Below are 16,434 nucleotides of genomic sequence, written 5' to 3' on the forward strand. Positions count from 1 at the left end.
TAAACGACACCCCCGCCAAACACGGCACCTTTGCGCTTGGGGCCCCAAGGGTGGAACGCCCACCTTGGGGGCTACACCCCCCATAATGGTGGCCTTACCAGCATGTAAGTCCTTTGTAGACAGAAGAGTGCGTCCCGCGCAAGCCACCGTTGATCGTCTCGAACGCGTCGTTCAGCACCTCACCACGCACAGCCGGGCCGACCACCCCAGCGGCGACTACCCCAGCAGCGACTTCACCAGCGCGGCGATCTGATCGGTCTCGATCAGGAACGAGTCGTGCCCGTACGGCGACGCGATCACCGACGCCTCCCCCGCCCCGGCGATGCCGCGCGCGATTTCCGCCGTCTGGTACAGCGGGTACAACCGGTCGCTGTCGACGCCCGCGACCACCGTCCGCGCGCGCACCCGGCCCAGCGCGGCGGCCACCCCGCCGCGGTCCCGTCCGACGTCGTGGGTGTTCATCGACTCCGTCAGCACGACGTAGCTGCCCGCGTCGAAGCGCCGCACCAGCTTGTCGGCGTGATGGTCCAAATAGGACTCGACGGCGAACCGGCCGCCGCGCAGCGGGTCCTCGTCGTCCTGATAGCGCCCGCCGAAGCGCTCCGCCAGTTCGGGTTCACTCCGATAGGTGACATGCGCGATCCGCCGGGCGATGCCGAGCCCCTGATGGGGGCCGACGGCGGAACCGTAGTAGTCGCCGCCGTGCCACTGCGGATCCGCGCGGATCGCGTGCAGTTGCGGCGCCGCCCAGCCGATCTGCTCCGCCGACGCCCGCGCGGTCGAGGCCAGCACCAGTACCGACGCGACCCGTTCGGGAAGGCCGGCCGCCCATTCGAGCGCGCGCATCCCGCCCATCGAACCGCCGAGCACCGCGGCCCACCGCTCGATGCCCAGCGCGTCGGCCAGCACCGCCTCGGCGGCCACCTGGTCGCGCACGGTCACCGCGGGGAAGCGGCTGCCCCAGGCGCGGCCGTCCGGATCCGGCGAGGACGGTCCGGTCGAGCCCTGACAGCCACCGAGCACATTCGGGACCACGACGAAGAATTCGCCGGTGTCGAGCGCCCGTCCCGGCCCGATCAGCCCGTCCCACCAGCCGGGACTGGGATGTCCCGGCCCGGCGGGCCCGGCGGCGTGGCTGTCGCCGGTGAGCGCGTGCTCGACGAGGATCGCGTTCGACGCGTCCCGGTTCAGCGTTCCCCAGGTCTCGTAGGCGATCGCGAACTCCGGCAGCACGCGACCGGCCTCCAGCCGCAGCGGACCGGGGCCGGTGATCCACTGACGCCGGCCCACGGGGTCCCCCGCCCGCCACGCTCCCGTGACGGGCGGGACACCGGTATCGCTCACAGAGCCGCCTTCGCCGCCCGGAATCCGGCTTCGAGGTCGGCCTTCAGGTCCTCGATCCCTTCCAGTCCGACGGCGAGCCGCACGAGACCGGGCGTGACACCGCTGGCCAGCTGCTCCTCGGGCGAGAGCTGGCTGTGCGTGGTCGACGCTGGATGCACGATGAGGCTCCTCACGTCACCGATGTTAACCAGTTGGCTGTGCAGTTCGGTCCCGTCGACGAAGGCGCGCCCCGCTTCGACGCCGCCTCGCAGATCGAACGACAGCACCGCGCCGGCACCGCGCGGCAGATACTTCTGTGCCGCCGCGTAGTGCGGGCTGGACGGCAGACCGGCGTAGTAGACCTTCTCGACCTCGTCGCGCTGTTCCAGCCATTCCGCGAGCGCCCGCGCGTTCGACACATGCCGCTCGACGCGCAGGGAGAGCGTCTCGATTCCTTGCAGGATAAGGAAACTGTTGAGCGGTGCGATCGCGGCACCGGTGTCGCGCAGGAGCTGCACCCGCGCCTTGGCCGCGTACGCGCCGGGCCCGAGCGCCTCCCAGAACTTCAGCCCGTGGTAGCTCGGGTCGGGCTCGGTGAAGCCGGGGAACCTCGCCGGATCCTTGCCGAAATCGAACGTGCCGCCGTCGACGAGCAGCCCGGCCACGGTGGTGCCGTGCCCGCCGAGGTACTTCGTCGCGGAATGCACGACGACGTCGGCGCCGTGCTCGATCGGCCGCAGCAGATACGGCGTCGGCACCGTGTTGTCCACGATGAGCGGGACGCCCGCCGTGTGCGCGACGTCGGCGACCCCGCGGATGTCGAGGACGTTACTGCCGGGGTTGGCCAGCGTTTCGGCGAAGAACAGTTTGGTGTTCGGCCGGATCGCGGCCCGCCACTGGTCGAGATCGTCCTGGTCTTCGACGAACGACACCTCGATGCCCAGTTTCGGCAGCGTGTAGTGGAAAAGGTTGTACGTGCCGCCGTAGAGCGCCGGGCTGGAGACGAAGTGGTCGCCCGCGTTCGCGAGGTTCAGGATCGCCGCGGTGGTCGCGGCCGTGCCCGAGGCGAAGGCCAGCGCCGCGACCCCGCCTTCGAGTGCGGCGACCCGCTGCTCCAGCACGTCCTGGGTGGGATTGTTGATGCGCGTGTAGATGTTGCCCGCCTCGGCGAGGCTGAACAGGTCGGCGCCGTGCTGGCTGTCGCGGAAGACGTACGACGTCGTCTGGTAGATCGGTGTCGCCCGCGCGCCGGTCGCCGGATCGGGCACCGCGCCCGCGTGGATCTGCTTGGTCTCGAAGGACCACGCAGCAGTCTCGGATGCGTCGGCGCTCATGGTTTCTCCTTGCGGCTCAACGGGGTCGGCAGTGATTCGAAGCTAACTGGGCCGAACGGAGCAGCCCAAGGGCTCCCACGAGATGGGAGTTGACAGATTTACCTCTCTTGCTAAGATATTTTTGGGATCAAAATTCACAGGCAGGGAGATAATAATGGAGGAGCGGGTACAGGTACTCGTCGCCGGCGCCGGGCTCGGCGGGCTGTCGGCGACGATGTTCCTGGCACAGCGGGGAATCGACGTGCTGACGGTCGAGCGGCACGCGAGCACGGCCATCCACACGAGAGCGACGGGGCAGAACCCGCGCACGATGGAGCTGTTCCGCTGGGCCGGGATCGACGACGCGGTGCTGAACGCGAGCCCGCGCGCGTCGAAGGGGTTGCGCATCACGGTCGCGCCGAGCCTGGCGGGCCCGGTGTTCAACCGGATCATGGAGGACTTCAACGAGCCGGACTTCTCGGCGGCCACGTCGATGCCGTTCGGGATGGCGGGCCAGGAGGTCGTCGAGCCGATCTTGCTGGCACAGGCGGAAAAATTCTGCGCGCGGGTGCGGTTCCGCACCGAGCTGGTCACGTTCACCCAGGACGCGGACGGCGTCACGGCGACGCTGCGTCATCGTGATTCCGGCGAGGAAACCGTGGTGCGCGCCGACTATCTCGTCGCGGCCGACGGCGGGCGCAGCGGAATCCGGGAAGGCCTCGGCATCGCGGTCGAGGGCAAGGGCACGCTGGGGCACTGCCTCGGCGTGGTGTTCGACGCGGACCTCGGTGATCGCGTCAAGCCGGGCATCACCGACCTGTTCTACTTGCAGCACCCGGAGTTCGTCGGCGGTCTGTCCAATACCGACATCCCCGGCCGGTACGTGTTCTCCCTGGACTACTACCCGGAGAAGGGGCAGAGCCCGGCGGACTTCCCGCCGGAGCGGATCGCCGAACTGATCCGGCTGGCGACCGATCTTCCCGAACTGGAGCCGCGGATCCAGTGGACCGGCCCATGGGAGATCGCGGCGCGGGTCGCCGAACGATTCCGCTCCGGCCGGGTGTTCCTGGTCGGGGACGCGGCGAAGGTGACGCCGCCGACCGGGGGCCAGGGCGGGAACACCGCGGTCGGTGACGGCGCCGACCTAGCCTGGAAACTGGCGGCGGTGCTGGACGGCGACGCCGGCGACGAACTGCTCGACACCTACGAGGCCGAGCGGCGCCCGATCGCCCAGATGATCGTGAACACTTCGCTGCATCACCTGAAGGAACGGATGCAGCCGGATCTCGACGTCTCCGATCTGGCGCCGCCCGAGGATTCGTTCGCGGCGATGCTCGGCTTCCGCTACCGGTCGACCGCGGTCATCGCGGAGGACGACGATCCGGCCCGCTGTGAGAATCCGCTGGAGCCGAGCGGACGGCCCGGCTTCCGCTTCCCCGACGTCCCGATCACGGTCGACGGCTTCACGAAGTCCACTGTGGACGTTCTCGGGGGCGACTGGGTGGTTTTGTGCGCCGAGGACGGGTCACGATGGTGCCCGGCCGTCGCCGACGTCGCGGCGGAGACCGGAATCCGGATCGCCTGCCACGTGCTGGACACCGCGCCCGCCGCGCGGTCCGGCCTGGCGACCGGGGGCGCGAGCCTGGTGCGGCCGGACGGGATCGTCGCGTGGCGCAGCGCCGAGCCTTCGGAGGATCCGGCCGGGGAGTTGTGGAACGCGCTGGGGAGGGTGCTCAGCCGGTGAGAAGGGCTCGTGAGCGTTCCGGCCGCCGAGAACCGGTCGGAACGCTCACGAGTCAGCGGGCGACCGGCCGGTCGGAGACAATGTCCCCGTGGTCTCGGTGCGCAACGTGGTCGACAGGGTGGGGCCGACGCTGCTCCACGCACTCCAACTGCCTGAAGACCCGCCCGCCGTCGCCGACGTCGTGATCGCCGAACCCGGCGGATCGCCCAGCTTCTCCGGCGGCGACCTGGTGCTGGGCGTCGCCATCACGGAAGCGGCCGACGCCGCCGAACTCGTCAAGGCGAGCGCGCGCCAGGGCGCCGCGGCGGTGTTGCTGAAGCCGCCGCTCGCGGCCAAGCCGACGGTGAAGCGCGCGGCGAAATCGGCGGGGATCGCGCTGGTCCAGGTGCACGCGGCAACGTCGTGGGCCCAGCTGGTGTGGCTGCTGCGCACCGTCCTCGACGCACTCGCCGACGAGTCGGAGTCGCTGGAGAACGGCGGCGATCCCGGCTCCGGCGACCTGTTCCGCCTCGCCGACGCCGTCGCCGCGGTGGTCGACGCGCCGGTGACCATCGAGGACACGAACTCGCGCGTGCTCGCCTACTCGGCGCGGCAGGACCTCACCGACCCCGCGCGGGTCGCGACGATCATGGGCCGCCGCATTCCCGACGACGTGCTGGCGCGCTTCCGCTCCCGTGGTGTGTTCCGGGAGCTTTCGCGCGGCAGGCAGACGATCTTCGTGCCCGCCCAGCGCGACGGCACGCTGCCCCGGCTCATCGTGCCGATCCGGATGGGCGGCGAACTGCTCGGTTCGATGTGGGCGGTCGTCGCGGGGCCGGTCTCGGAGGAGCGCGCGGCCGCGTTCGCCGACGCCGCCCCCGTCGTCGCGCTGCATCTGCTCCGGCGGCGCGCGCACACCGACGCGCAGCGCCGCGCCACCGCCGAACTCCTGCGCGCCGTCCTCGAAGGACGCGCGACGCCGCGCAAGGCGATGGCCGAGCTGGACCTGTCCGACGAGCCCCACCGCGTGGTCGTCATCGAGGTCGCGGGCGGCGACGGCCGGGACGCCGAGGGCCCGCGATTGGCTTTGCTGGAACGGATTTCCCAGGGCATCGGCCGCCGTCCGGTCGCGACGGAACTGGGCGGCCTGCTCTACGCCGTCGTGCCGGACACCACCGGCCCGGGTGGCTGGCGCGAGCTGCGGACCGCGTTGAACGAGCAACCCGCGAAGCGCCGGGGCGGCACCCTGCGGGCCGCCGCGGGGGCAGCGGGCGAGATCGGCGATCTCGCCGTGTCGCGCGCGCAGGCCGACGAGGCGTTGGGACTCCTGCGCGCCGACCTGGTCGACGAGCACGTGGTCGCCTTCGAAGAGGTGTGGACCGCGCTCGCCCTGCACCGCGCCGCGACGTCGGGCGCGGCGGCGAAGGTGGCCGACCTGGGGCCACTGAAAGCGCTCCACACCCACGACCAGGCGAACCGCGCGGGCTACGTCGACACGTTGTACGAATGGCTGCGGCACCCCGGCGACCCGCGCGCGGCGGCCAAGGAACTGCGGATCCACCCCAACACCCTGCGCTACCGGATGCGGCGGCTGCTCGAACTGGTCCCGCTCGACCTCGACGATCCCGACGTGCGGCTGGCGCTGATCACCCAGCTGGTCGCGCTGCGGTGGAGCTGAGCTTCTGTCTGTGGCGCCTGTCCGTGGGGGCCTCCCTGAGGGAGCCAGAGTCCCTCGGGGAGGCCCCCACGGCCCCCTGCGCACCCCCCTGGTCCGGGTAATCGGCGCGTGTTCCGGATTCCGTTCGCGGGGCACGGATCTTCCGGTCGTGCGGTGCGAGTGGACCGTTCGTGCCGTCGAAGCAGCGCTGTGCGCAACAAAGCGAGAGCAAAGGTCCCTTGCTCCTCTTCGGCAGGCACGAAAAGTCAGACCCGATAGCTAAGATCCCGCGCCCTCACCCACCCCGGCACCATCCGCACCCACACCGTGCCGCGCTCCGCGGGGTCGTCGTGCAGGTACGCCCGGAACCGCGGGTCCCACCGCCGCTCGTCCGCCCCGAGGTAGCGCACGAGCTTGCGGCGCCCGCGCGGGACGTCGAACGGCACCATCGACGCGGCGCCCCGCGCGAGGACCTGCCGCACCAGTCCCGTGCCGAGGTCGCAGACGTCCACCGTGAGCGCGAGACGGGGCGACGTCCGCACCCGCTCCGGCAGCCGCGACCACGGGCCGCTGAGAATCCAGAACGCCCCGTCCTCCCACAGGTACCAGGCCGGCCGCACCGTCGGGCCGTCCGTGGCGACCCGCGCGGTCAGCGGCTGGGCGAGGAAGGCGTCGACGTCGAAGTCCGCCATCAGACGAGCCGCGCGGCCTCGGCGAGCAGTTCCGCCTGTTTCCGCCAGTCCCCGCCGAACGGCATCCCGACGATCCGCGAAACGCCGATCGCGCGGAGTTCGGCGAACACCTCGGCGGCTGCCGCCGGTGTCCCGGTCACGATCGCGGCTCGAGCGTCGGCTTCGGACAGTCCGTAGTCGGCCAGCCCGCGCACCTGCCGGTCGATCACGGAAGCAGGCAACGCGCCGAGCCCGAGACTGACGCCCACCGTCACGCTCGGCACCGGCCGCCCGAACCGCTCGGCGAGTTCGGCCAGCCTCGGCAGCTCCGCCGCGATCCCGGACGTGGTGGAAATGGCCGGATACCAGGCGTCGCCGTACTGCGCGGCCCGCCGTAGCGCCGCCCCGCCGCCACCGACCAGGATCGGCGGCACCTCGGCACCGGGCTCGAGGCGCACCGGCTCACCATCCACTGTGGACTCACGGCCCGCGATGAGGTCCGGCAGCACCGCCAGCGCCGCGTCGGTCAGCGCGCCACGTCGCGCGTAGTCCTTGCCGACGGCACGCCACCCCGCGTCGCCGTGGATGTTCCCGCCCGCGCCGACCCCGAGCAGGACCCGGCCCCCGGTCAGCAGTTGCTGGGTGGCGATCTGCTTCGCCACCCACGCCACCGGCCGCAGCGCGAGGATCATGACCCCGTAACCGATCTTCAGCCGGTTCGTGGCGGCCGCCGCGGTCGTCAGGACCGTCATGCTGTCCAGCATCGGCCTGCCCGCCGCGATGAGGTGGTCCCCGACCCAGACCGACTCGAGCCCGACCGCCTCGGCGAACCGAGCGTCCGCCACGACGTCGCCGACGCCCTCGGGCCCGAAAGCCCGCCCGGTGAAAGTGATCCCGACGTCCATCACGCCACCAGCAGGGTCTTGCCGACGGTCCCGCGCGTCTGGATCGCGGTGTGCGCGTCGGCGGCGCGGTCGAGCGGGAACCGCTGCCCGATCACCGGGGCGAGCCTGCCCAGCGCCGCCTCGGCGAGCGCCGATTCGGTGAACGTCCGCATCTCCTCCGGCCCGCCGATCGACCGCACCAGCGTCACCCCGCGCGCCCGAGCGTCCTCTTCGGACACTTCGGCCCACGTCCCGCTGGCGAGCCCGTACATCGCCATCCGGCCGCCGCCTGCCAGCAGTCCGAACGCCGTGGTGCCGACCTCCCCGCCGACCCCGTCGAAGACGACGTCCACCGCGCCCACCCGCTCCGCCCAGCCCGGCTCGCGGTAGTCGACCGCGAGATCGGCGCCGAGTTCCCGTACCCGCGCGACCTTCTCCGCCCCGCCCGCCACGCCGACGACCTCGGCCCCCGCCGCCTTCGCGAGCTGGACGAGCAGGCTCCCCACCCCGCCCGCCGCGGCCTCGACCAGCACCCGCTCCCCCGGCGCGACGCGGGTGGCGTGGACGAGACCGGTCGCGGTCCTGCCGTCGGCCAGCAGCGCGACCGCGACGTCGGTGTCCAGCTCGTCCGGCACCGCGAACACCGTCGCCGCGTCCACCGCCACCCGCTGCGCGTAGCCCCCGGAACCCCCGGTCGAGGTCACCACGCGCCTGCCGATCAGCGCGGAGTCCACATCGGACCCGGCCGCGCTGATCACCCCGCCGACCCCGTTGCCGGGGATCATCGGCAGTTCCGCGCGATACGGGCCGGCGCCCGTGGCCCGGAACTGCGTCTCCACGAAGGTGACGTTGACGAACGCCACCTCGATCAGGACCTGGCCGGGCCCCGCCACCGGATCGGGTGCCTCCCCCGGGACGAGCACCTCGGGCCCGCCGAACTCTCGTAGCCACACCGCGCGCATGAACACCCTTCCCTCACAAGATCAGCAGGCACACAGCGTGCAACCTCGACCGAACTCGAGGTCAAGAACACTGTTCCCGTGGCACCAGGTTTTCCGCTGAACTTTGTTCTCCGAGCATGATGACACCGCCGTCCGGGTACATCACCGTGAGTGGCACCACGACTTGCACACGCAGAACCCGCCTCAGGAGGCAGCAGTGCGTATCGCCGTTCCCCGTGAGATCAAGCGGCACGAGTACCGGGTCGCGCTCACCCCCGCGGGTGTGCACGAGCTGGTCACCCACGGCCACGACGTGTTCGTCGAGACCGGGGCGGGCGTAGGCTCGTCCATCTCCGACGAGGAGTACGTGTCCGCCGGCGCGAAGATCCTGGCCACCGCCGACGAGGTGTGGGCCGAGGGCGAGCTCGTCCTCAAGGTTAAGGAGCCGATCGCCGAGGAGTACCCGCGCCTGCGCTCGGGCCAGGTGCTGTTCACCTACCTGCACATCGCCGCGGACCGGCCGCTGACCGACGCGCTGCTGTCCTCTGGCGTCACCGCGATCGCCTACGAGACGGTGCAGAAGCCGAACGGCGCGCTGCCGCTGCTGGCCCCGATGTCGGAGGTCGCGGGCAGGCTGGCTCCGCAGGTCGGCGCGTTCGCGCTGATGAAGCCGAGCGGTGGCCGCGGGGTGCTGCCGGGCGGTGTCCCGGGTGTGCACCCGGCGCGGGTCGTCGTGATCGGCGGCGGTGTCGCGGGCCTCAACGCCGCGCGCGTCGCGCTGGGCCTCGGCTCGGATGTGGAGATCCTGGACACGAACGTGGACCGGCTGCGGCAGATCGACAACGACTTCGGGGGCCGGATCCGGACCGTGACGTCGAACCGGCTGTCGATCGAGGAGTCGGTGCTGCAGGCCGACCTGGTCGTCGGCGCGGTGCTGGTGCCGGGCGCGAAGGCGCCGAAGCTGGTGTCGAACGACCTCGTGGCGCGGATGCGGCCGGGCAGTGTGCTGGTGGACATCGCGATCGACCAGGGTGGCTGCTTCGCCGACTCGCGGCCGACCACGCACGACGACCCGACTTACCAGGTGCACGAGTCGGTCTTCTACTGCGTCGCGAACATGCCCGGTGCGGTGCCGCGGACCTCGACCTACGCGCTGACGAACGTGACGCTGCCCTACGCGGTGCAGCTCGCGGACCACGGCTGGCAGCAGGCCCTGCGCGCCGATGCCGCCCTCGCCAAGGGCCTGAACACCCACGACGGCCACCTCACCAACGAACCCGTCGCCGTGGCCCACGCCCTCCCCCACACCGACCTGGCCACCATCCTCGCCTGACCCTGACCCTTTCCCCGCTGAGGGCCCCTCAAGCCACACCCGAGGGGCCCTCACTCTTTTGCTCGAAACCAGCCCCACGCCCGAAGCGACTACGCTGGTTCGAGAGTGACCACAGGCCCAGGCAAGGCCAACACGGACCACGCTAGGTCGAGAGCGACACCACGGCCAGGCCGACGCCGAAGGCAAGGGCCGCCAGGCCCGAAGCCGATGCCAAAGGAACCACGCTGGGTCGAGAGTTGCCGCACCGTGGGGGTCCGGGGGGCTCGGCCCCCCGGGTAGTACGAGGACCCCGGGAGCGCGAAGCGCGAACAAGATAAGGGCGGACCCGCTCGACCAGCCTGGGGGTCACTGGGAGCGGGCCGCCGTGTTCCAGTCTAGGTAATGCGCGCCGAGTTCGCTGCACCGGGGGTGCACAATCTGCCGATTTCGTTGTGTAGCTCACGGCAAGTACGTCTTCATCAGCCGGAAATCGGGGGTTTCGGCCACGGAGAGCTACGCCGGCCGCACCGCGGGCGAACGTGACGAAGGTCGCCGGGGCCCGGTTCGGGGCGTTCCGCACGCACGTTCGGCCCGGGTGAGGCAGGATGGCGCCCGATTCAACCTCGGGTGACAAAAAGGGGACGGTATGCACGACGGCAGCGGCCGGATAGTGGTGCAGAACCTCGGCAAGCAGTTCGGCCCGGTCAACGCGGTGCAGAACCTGAGCTTCACGGTCGAGCCGGGCTCGGTGACGGGCTTCCTCGGCCCGAACGGCGCGGGCAAGACGACGACGTTGCGGATGCTGCTGGGGCTGGTCACGCCGACGACGGGGGTGGCGACGATCAACGGCCGCCCGCACGATCAGCTGGGCAATCCGGCGAGAGTGGTCGGTTCGGTGCTGGAGAACGAGGGTTTCCACCCGAGCCGGACCGCGCGGAACCATCTGCGGGTGTACGCGGCCGCGATCGGGGTCCCGGATCAGCGTGCCGACGAGGTGCTCGGGCTGGTGGGGCTGGCCGCGGCGGCGGACCGGAAGGCGGGCGGGTTCTCGCTCGGCATGCGGCAGCGGCTCGCGCTCGCGACGGCGTTGCTGGGCGACCCGCAGGTGCTGGTGCTCGACGAGCCGACGAACGGGCTCGATCCGGAGGGCATCCTGTGGCTGCGGAACTTCCTGCGGGGGTACGCGCAGCAGGGCCGGACGGTGCTGGTGTCGAGTCACCTGCTCAACGAGGTCGAGCAGACGATCGATCAGGTCGTCATCATCAGCCAGGGCATGACGCGGTATTACGGTTCGCTCGATCAGCTGCGCAAGAGCCAGCAGTCGCGGGTGCTTGTGCAGCCTGCCGACGCGGCGGGGCTGGCGAAAGCCTTGCAGGAGAACGGGATCACGCAGGTGACGCCGATGCCGGACGGCCGGGTCGCGGTGAGCGGGTCGTCGGTGCAGCAGATCGGTGACCTGGCGGCGAAGGCCGGGATCGCGGTGTACGGGATGCAGGAGGAGACCGCCGATCTGGAGCGGCTGTTCTTCCAGCTCACCCAGGGTCAGTACGCGGGTGCGCCCGGGTTCGCCCAGGGGCCGCCGCCGGGGTACGGGCCGCCGCAGCAGCAGTTCCAGCAGCAGCCTCCGCCGGGTTACGGGCCACCGCCCGGGTATCAGCAGCAGGGGCCGCCGCCGGGGTATCAGCCGGGGCAGCCGCCGCAGCAGCAGGCACAACAGCCGCAGCCGCAACAGCAGCAGGGGCAGCACGACGGCTGGGGAGGCCAGCGCTGATGGGGAACCTGATCAAGGCGGAGTTCCGCAAGACGCTGACGCTCAACACCTGGTGGGTGCTGCTCATCCCGCTGGTGGTGGTGTCGTTCGGCCTGACGTTCGTCTGGGGCCGGATCACCAACAACTTCGCCTCCTACATCGGGCGCGGCACGGCGCGGGAGATCGCCGCGTCGGTCGGCCTGAACGCGGACGCGCTGCCGGTGGGCATGCTCGCGATCGCGCACGGCGTCAACATCGCGCAGATCGTCCCGGCGTTGTTCGGGGTGTTCGCGCTCGCGGGCGAGTACCGCAGCAAGACGATCACGACGACGTTCCTGACCGCGCCGAACCGGCTGACCGCGCTGTCCGCGAAGATGCTCACCTACATCATGTGGGGCGTGCTCTACGGGCTCGTGAGCTTCGGCGTGTCCGCGCTGGCGACGGTGCTCAGCGTGGACTCCGGGCGGTTGCCGAGCGGGCCGCAGTGGCTGGCCGCGCTGGGCGGGACCGTGCTGGCGTCGGTGCTGGTGATGCTGTTCGGCATCGGGTTCGGCGCGGTGCTGCGCAACGTCACGCTCGCCGTGGTGCTGCTGCTCGTGTGGTTCCTGATCGTGGAGAACGTCCTGGTGGTCTCGATGTGGGGCGTCACCGACGTCCTCGGCGGGATCCTGCCGAACGGCACCGCGAACGGGATCGTCGGCGGGATCGCGGCGAACGCCTTCGGGATCAACACGCTGAATCTGCCCGACGGCGTCGACCACTGGTCGCAGCTGGGCCTCCAGCTCGCCGCCGGCGCGCCCGGTGTGTTCTCGTGGTGGGCCTCGGCGTTGATCTTCTTCGCGTGGACGATGGTGTTCTTCGCCGCGGGCTGGGCCGGGAACCAGCGCCGCGACATCACCTGAGCCACCAAGCCACTGAAGGCCATCTCGAGGGAATTCACGTCCCTCGAGGTGGCCTTCGGTACGTCCGGAGGGTCAACCGGCAGATCTTGTCGGGGGTGGCGCTTAATGTGGGAGAGGTGACCACCACCTCGACCCGCGCCCGGCAAGGGCTCCCAGCGGCTGAGACGGCGGGCCGGCAGCCGGGCTGGGCCCGCCGGATCGCCGCTGCCTGCTGGGAGCACCGCGCCCTCGTCGTGCTCTCGTTGTGCGCGGCGATCTTCGGCGTCGGCCTGCAGGCCGCGAGCCCGCTGCTCGTGCGGGCCGCGGTGGACGACGCGGTCGCCGGGCACACGGGGCGGCTCGGCACGCTCGCGGCGGTGCTGGTCGTGCTGCAGCTGCTGAACTTCGCCAGCGCGTTCGCCCGCCGGTATGTCGGCGGCAGGCTGGCCCTCGACGTCCAGCACGATCTGCGGCGCCGGGTGTTCGGCGCCATCTCCCGGCTCGACGGCGGCAAGCAGGACTCGCTGCGCACCGGGCAGGTCGCCTCCCGCGCCATCACCGATCTGCAGCTGGTGACCGCGCTGCTCATGCAGTTCCCCATTTCCACCGGCTCGGTGATCTTCTCGTTGCTCGCGCTCGGCGCGATGCTGTGGATGTCGCCGGTGCTGACGCTCATCGCGCTCGTGGTCGGGCCCGCGGTCGCGATCGTGGTGGCCCGCAGCAGGAAACGGCTCTTCCCGGCCACCTGGTCCGCGCAGCAACGCGCCGCCGATGTCGCCCAGCACGTCGAGGAAACGGTTTCCGGTGTCCGCGTGGTCAAGGGTTTCGGGCAGGAAGGCCGCGAGGTCTCCCGGCTGCGGCGCACCGCGCGGACCTTGTTCGCCGAGCGCCTTCGCGCGGCGAAGCTGGCCGCGGTCCCGACGGCGACGACGTCCGCGCTGCCGGCCGCAGGCCAGGTCGCCGTGCTCGCGTTCGGCGGGATCCTGGCGATGAACGGCACCATCAGCCTCGGCACGTTCCTCGCCTTCGCGACGTATCTGGCCACGCTGATCGGCCCGGCGCGGATGCTCTCGTCGTTCGTGGTGCAGGCACAGCTGACCCGCGCGGGCGCGGAGCGGGTGTACGAACTGATCGACGCGCAGCCCGAGGTCCGGGAGCGCGCGGATGCACTCCCGTTGCCCGAAGGCCCGCTCGGGATCCGGCTCGACGGCGTCCGGTTCGGGTACACCCGCAGCGAGCCGGTGCTCGACGGGTTGTCCCTGGAGGCAAGACCGGGAGAGACACTGGCGCTGGTCGGCACGGCGGGGTCCGGGAAGTCGACGATTTCCCTGCTGCTGCCCCGGTTCTACGACGTCCACGCGGGCACGGCCGAGATCGGCGGGATCGACGTCCGGGATCTCCGGCTGAAGGACCTGCGCCAGTCGATCGGCGTGGTGTTCGAAGAAGCGTTTCTCTTCTCCTCGTCGGTGCGCGAGAACATCGCCTACGGCAGACCGGACGCGAGCGAGGCGGAGATCGTCGCGGCGGCGCGGGCGGCCGAGGCGGACGAGTTCATCCGGGCGCTGCCCGAGGGGTACGACACCCAGGTCGGGGAACGCGGGCTGACGTTGTCCGGCGGGCAGCGGCAGCGGCTCGGGCTGGCCAGGGCGCTCATGACCGATCCGCGCGTGCTCGTCCTCGACGACGCGACCTCGGCGATCGACACGGTGACCGAGGCCGCGATCCACGAGACGCTGCGCTCGGTGACCGCGAGCCGGACGACACTGCTGATCGCGCACCGGCGGTCCACCCTGGCGCTCGCCGACCGGATCGCCGTGCTGGACGCGGGCCGGGTCGTCGACGTCGGCACCGAGGCCGAACTTCTAGACCGCTGCGCGCTGTTCCGCGAACTGGTGGCCGGCCCGGGTGACGACGTCGAGGAGAAGTGCCGGTGCGAAAACCTGGACCGCGGGCCGTCCGGGATCACCCCGGAACTGTGGCCGAGTGACGAATCCCGCGACGAGGTCGACGATCTGGCCGACGCGGCACGGGAACGCAGTTCGGCCGGCGCGGCCGGAAGTGGCTTCGTCGGCGGTCGCGGGGACGGCGCGGCGCTGGCCCTTCCCCCGACCCAGGAACTGCTCGACGGCGTCCGCGCCCTGCCACCGGCGAACGACCGGCCTCGACTGTCCGATGTGGACATCACGGCGCCCGACCCCGGCTTCCGGCTCGGCCGCCTGCTGCGCCCGGTGCGCTGGCCGCTGACCGTGGTGATCGGCCTCGTCGCGGCCGACGCGCTGGCCTCGGTCGCGTTGCCCGCGCTGTACCAGCAGGGTGTCGACCACGGTGTGCGGCCGGGTGTGGCCTGGGTGGTGTGGCTGCTGGCCGGGATCGGCGCGCTGGTGATCGCCGCCGACTGGCTGGTCATCCACGTGCAGACCCGGCTCACCGCGCGCGTCGGCGAGACGGTGCTGTACAGCCTGCGGGTGCGCAGTTACGCGCATCTGCAACGGCTCGGCCTCGACTACTACGAGCGCGAACTCGCCGGGAAGATCATGACCCGGATGACCACCGACGTCGACGCGCTCTCGACGTTCCTGCAGACCGGCGTCGCGACGGCGGTCGTCTCCGCCTTGACACTGGCCGGGATTTCGGTGGCACTGCTGGTGATCGACGCGACCCTCGCCGCGTACGCGCTGGCCGTGCTGCCCATCCTGATCGTCGCCACGGTGATCTTCCGCAAGCTGGCCTCGCGGGCGTACAACGAGGCGCGCGAACGCGTCAGCGTGGTCAACGCCGACATGCAGGAGAACGTCAGCGGCCTGCGCGTCGCCCAGGCCTACACCCGCGAGGAGCGGTCCGCGGCCGCGTTCGCCGAACGCAGCTGGGACTACCGGAGCTCACGGTTACGCGCGCAGGCCTACATCGCCACGTACTTCCCGCTGGTGGCGTTCCTGTCCGATCTGGCGATGACCACGGTCCTGGTCGTCGGCGCGAACCGGGTGGCGAGCGGGGTGCTGTCCGCGGGTGTGCTGGTCGCCTTCCTGCTCTATCTCGAACAGTTCTTCTCGCCGATCCAGCAGCTGTCCTCGGTGTTCGACGGGTACCAGCAGGCGCGGGTGGGGCTGAACCGCATCGGTGACCTGTTGCGCACGCCGACCTCGGTCCCCGCGGCCGAGCACCCGGTCGCGGTCCCGGACCGGCTGCGCGGCGAGGTCAGCTTCAAGGATGTCGATTTCGCTTACACCGCAAGCGAAAACCTCGCGCTGGCGGACCTCTCGCTCGACGTCGCCGCGGGCGAGACCGTCGCGCTGGTCGGCGCGACCGGCGCCGGGAAGTCCACGGCGGTGAAGCTGATCGCGCGCTACTACGACGTCACCGGCGGCGAAGTCCGCATCGACGGCACCGACGTCCGCGAGTACGATCTGTCCGGGCTGCGCGGCCGGATGGGTGTCGTCCCCCAGGAGGCGCATCTGTTCTCCGGCACGGTCGCCGACAACGTCCGCTACGGCCGCCCGTCCGCCACCGACGCCGAGGTGGAGGCGGCCGTCCGCGCCGTCGGCGCGCTGGACGGCGTCGCCGCGCTTCCGGCGGGCTTCCGGCAGCCGGTCGGGGAACGCGGCCGTTCCCTGTCCGCGGGGCAGCGTCAGCTCGTCGCCCTCGCCCGCGCCGAACTCGTCGAGCCGGACATCCTGCTGCTCGACGAGGCCACCGCGGCGCTGGACCCGGCCACCGAATCGGCCGTCCTGCGTGCCACCGACCAGCTGACCCGGCGCCGCACTACCTTCGTCGTCGCACACCGCCTGGCCACCGCCGCCCGCGCCGACCGCATCATCGTGCTCGACCACGGCCGCGTCATCGAACAAGGCACCCACGCCGAACTGCTGGCCGCCGGCGGCCACTACGCCCACCTCTGGTCCCTGGCCTGACCGGCGAGCCCGCCACTCGATCGCCCGAGTTGGTGTCCTGAACGCTCCGTTGGCGACGCTGATCGTCCCGA

General features: G+C 71.2%; 11 protein-coding genes. 6 read left to right on the top strand and 5 right to left on the bottom strand.

Annotated elements, in window-relative coordinates; genetic code table 11:
* Window positions 1-216: 216 nt before the first annotated feature.
* Together ACFWX1_RS41595 and ACFWX1_RS41600 are read right to left on the bottom strand one after the other, a co-directional pair.
* Window positions 217-1,344 carry a homoserine O-acetyltransferase gene (locus ACFWX1_RS41595; protein ID WP_378395399.1) on the bottom strand — a complete coding sequence of 376 codons (1,128 nt, stop codon included), beginning with the start codon at window positions 1,342-1,344 and terminating at the stop codon, window positions 217-219.
* Window positions 1,341-2,657, bottom strand: coding sequence for a bifunctional o-acetylhomoserine/o-acetylserine sulfhydrylase (locus ACFWX1_RS41600; RefSeq protein WP_378395400.1), 1,317 nt, complete (start codon window positions 2,655-2,657; stop codon window positions 1,341-1,343). The genes ACFWX1_RS41595 and ACFWX1_RS41600 overlap by 4 nt, the downstream gene beginning before the upstream one ends.
* A gap of 154 nt (window positions 2,658-2,811) precedes the next feature.
* On the opposite strand from ACFWX1_RS41600, the gene rdmE reads away from it, so the two are divergent.
* Window positions 2,812-4,380, top strand: a complete 1,569-nt coding sequence (gene rdmE, locus ACFWX1_RS41605; protein ID WP_378395401.1) for an aklavinone 12-hydroxylase RdmE — start codon at window positions 2,812-2,814, stop codon at window positions 4,378-4,380.
* 88 nt (window positions 4,381-4,468) lie between these two features.
* Window positions 4,469-6,037, top strand: coding sequence for a PucR family transcriptional regulator (locus ACFWX1_RS41610; RefSeq protein WP_378395402.1), 1,569 nt, complete (start codon window positions 4,469-4,471; stop codon window positions 6,035-6,037).
* A 245-nt stretch (window positions 6,038-6,282) separates the two neighbouring features.
* Here the strand turns inward: ACFWX1_RS41610 and ACFWX1_RS41615 are convergent, their stop codons facing one another.
* Genes ACFWX1_RS41615 through ACFWX1_RS41625 form a run of 3 tightly spaced genes read right to left on the bottom strand, consistent with a single transcriptional unit; the run spans window position 6,283 to window position 8,533 of the window.
* Window positions 6,283-6,708 carry a pyridoxamine 5'-phosphate oxidase family protein gene (locus tag ACFWX1_RS41615; RefSeq protein ID WP_378395403.1) on the bottom strand — a complete coding sequence of 142 codons (426 nt, stop codon included), beginning with the start codon at window positions 6,706-6,708 and terminating at the stop codon, window positions 6,283-6,285.
* Window positions 6,708-7,592: an LLM class flavin-dependent oxidoreductase gene (locus ACFWX1_RS41620; protein WP_378395404.1), complete on the bottom strand. Its 885-nt coding sequence runs from the start codon at window positions 7,590-7,592 to the stop codon at window positions 6,708-6,710. Before ACFWX1_RS41620 ends, ACFWX1_RS41615 begins: the two co-directional genes overlap by 1 nt.
* Window positions 7,592-8,533 carry a zinc-binding dehydrogenase gene (locus ACFWX1_RS41625; protein ID WP_378395405.1) on the bottom strand — a complete coding sequence of 314 codons (942 nt, stop codon included), beginning with the start codon at window positions 8,531-8,533 and terminating at the stop codon, window positions 7,592-7,594. The genes ACFWX1_RS41620 and ACFWX1_RS41625 overlap by 1 nt, the downstream gene beginning before the upstream one ends.
* Before the next feature lie 196 nt (window positions 8,534-8,729).
* On the opposite strand from ACFWX1_RS41625, the gene ald reads away from it, so the two are divergent.
* From ald to ACFWX1_RS41645, 4 genes are all read left to right on the top strand, one after another.
* On the top strand, window positions 8,730-9,845 hold the full coding sequence (gene ald / locus ACFWX1_RS41630) for an alanine dehydrogenase (RefSeq protein ID WP_378395406.1): 1,116 nt from the start codon (window positions 8,730-8,732) through the stop codon (window positions 9,843-9,845).
* 625 nt (window positions 9,846-10,470) lie between these two features.
* Window positions 10,471-11,595: an ABC transporter ATP-binding protein gene (locus ACFWX1_RS41635; RefSeq protein ID WP_378395407.1), complete on the top strand. Its 1,125-nt coding sequence runs from the start codon at window positions 10,471-10,473 to the stop codon at window positions 11,593-11,595.
* Window positions 11,595-12,476 (top strand): ABC transporter permease, encoded by an 882-nt coding sequence (locus tag ACFWX1_RS41640; RefSeq protein ID WP_378395408.1) that lies wholly within the window; start codon window positions 11,595-11,597, stop codon window positions 12,474-12,476. Before ACFWX1_RS41635 ends, ACFWX1_RS41640 begins: the two co-directional genes overlap by 1 nt.
* Before the next feature lie 116 nt (window positions 12,477-12,592).
* Window positions 12,593-16,363 carry an ABC transporter ATP-binding protein gene (locus ACFWX1_RS41645; RefSeq protein ID WP_378395409.1) on the top strand — a complete coding sequence of 1,257 codons (3,771 nt, stop codon included), beginning with the start codon at window positions 12,593-12,595 and terminating at the stop codon, window positions 16,361-16,363.
* Window positions 16,364-16,434: the final 71 nt, after the last annotated feature.

It is taken from the genome of Amycolatopsis sp. NPDC059021 (genome assembly GCF_042739895.1).
Lineage (GTDB): Bacteria > Actinomycetota > Actinomycetes > Mycobacteriales > Pseudonocardiaceae > Amycolatopsis.

What these genes read in the sequence shown, in the direction of transcription:
- ACFWX1_RS41620 (WP_378395404.1), bottom strand. Translation starts at nt 7,592, where the DNA reads ATGGACGTCGGGATCACTTTCACCGGGCGGGCTTTCGGGCCCGAGGGC.
- ACFWX1_RS41625 (WP_378395405.1), bottom strand. Translation starts at nt 8,533, where the DNA reads ATGCGCGCGGTGTGGCTACGAGAGTTCGGCGGGCCCGAGGTGCTCGTC.
- ACFWX1_RS41600 (WP_378395400.1), bottom strand. Translation starts at nt 2,657, where the DNA reads ATGAGCGCCGACGCATCCGAGACTGCTGCGTGGTCCTTCGAGACCAAG.
- ACFWX1_RS41615 (WP_378395403.1), bottom strand. Translation starts at nt 6,708, where the DNA reads ATGGCGGACTTCGACGTCGACGCCTTCCTCGCCCAGCCGCTGACCGCG.
- ACFWX1_RS41635 (WP_378395407.1), top strand. Translation starts at nt 10,471, where the DNA reads ATGCACGACGGCAGCGGCCGGATAGTGGTGCAGAACCTCGGCAAGCAG.
- rdmE (WP_378395401.1), top strand. Translation starts at nt 2,812, where the DNA reads ATGGAGGAGCGGGTACAGGTACTCGTCGCCGGCGCCGGGCTCGGCGGG.
- ACFWX1_RS41640 (WP_378395408.1), top strand. Translation starts at nt 11,595, where the DNA reads ATGGGGAACCTGATCAAGGCGGAGTTCCGCAAGACGCTGACGCTCAAC.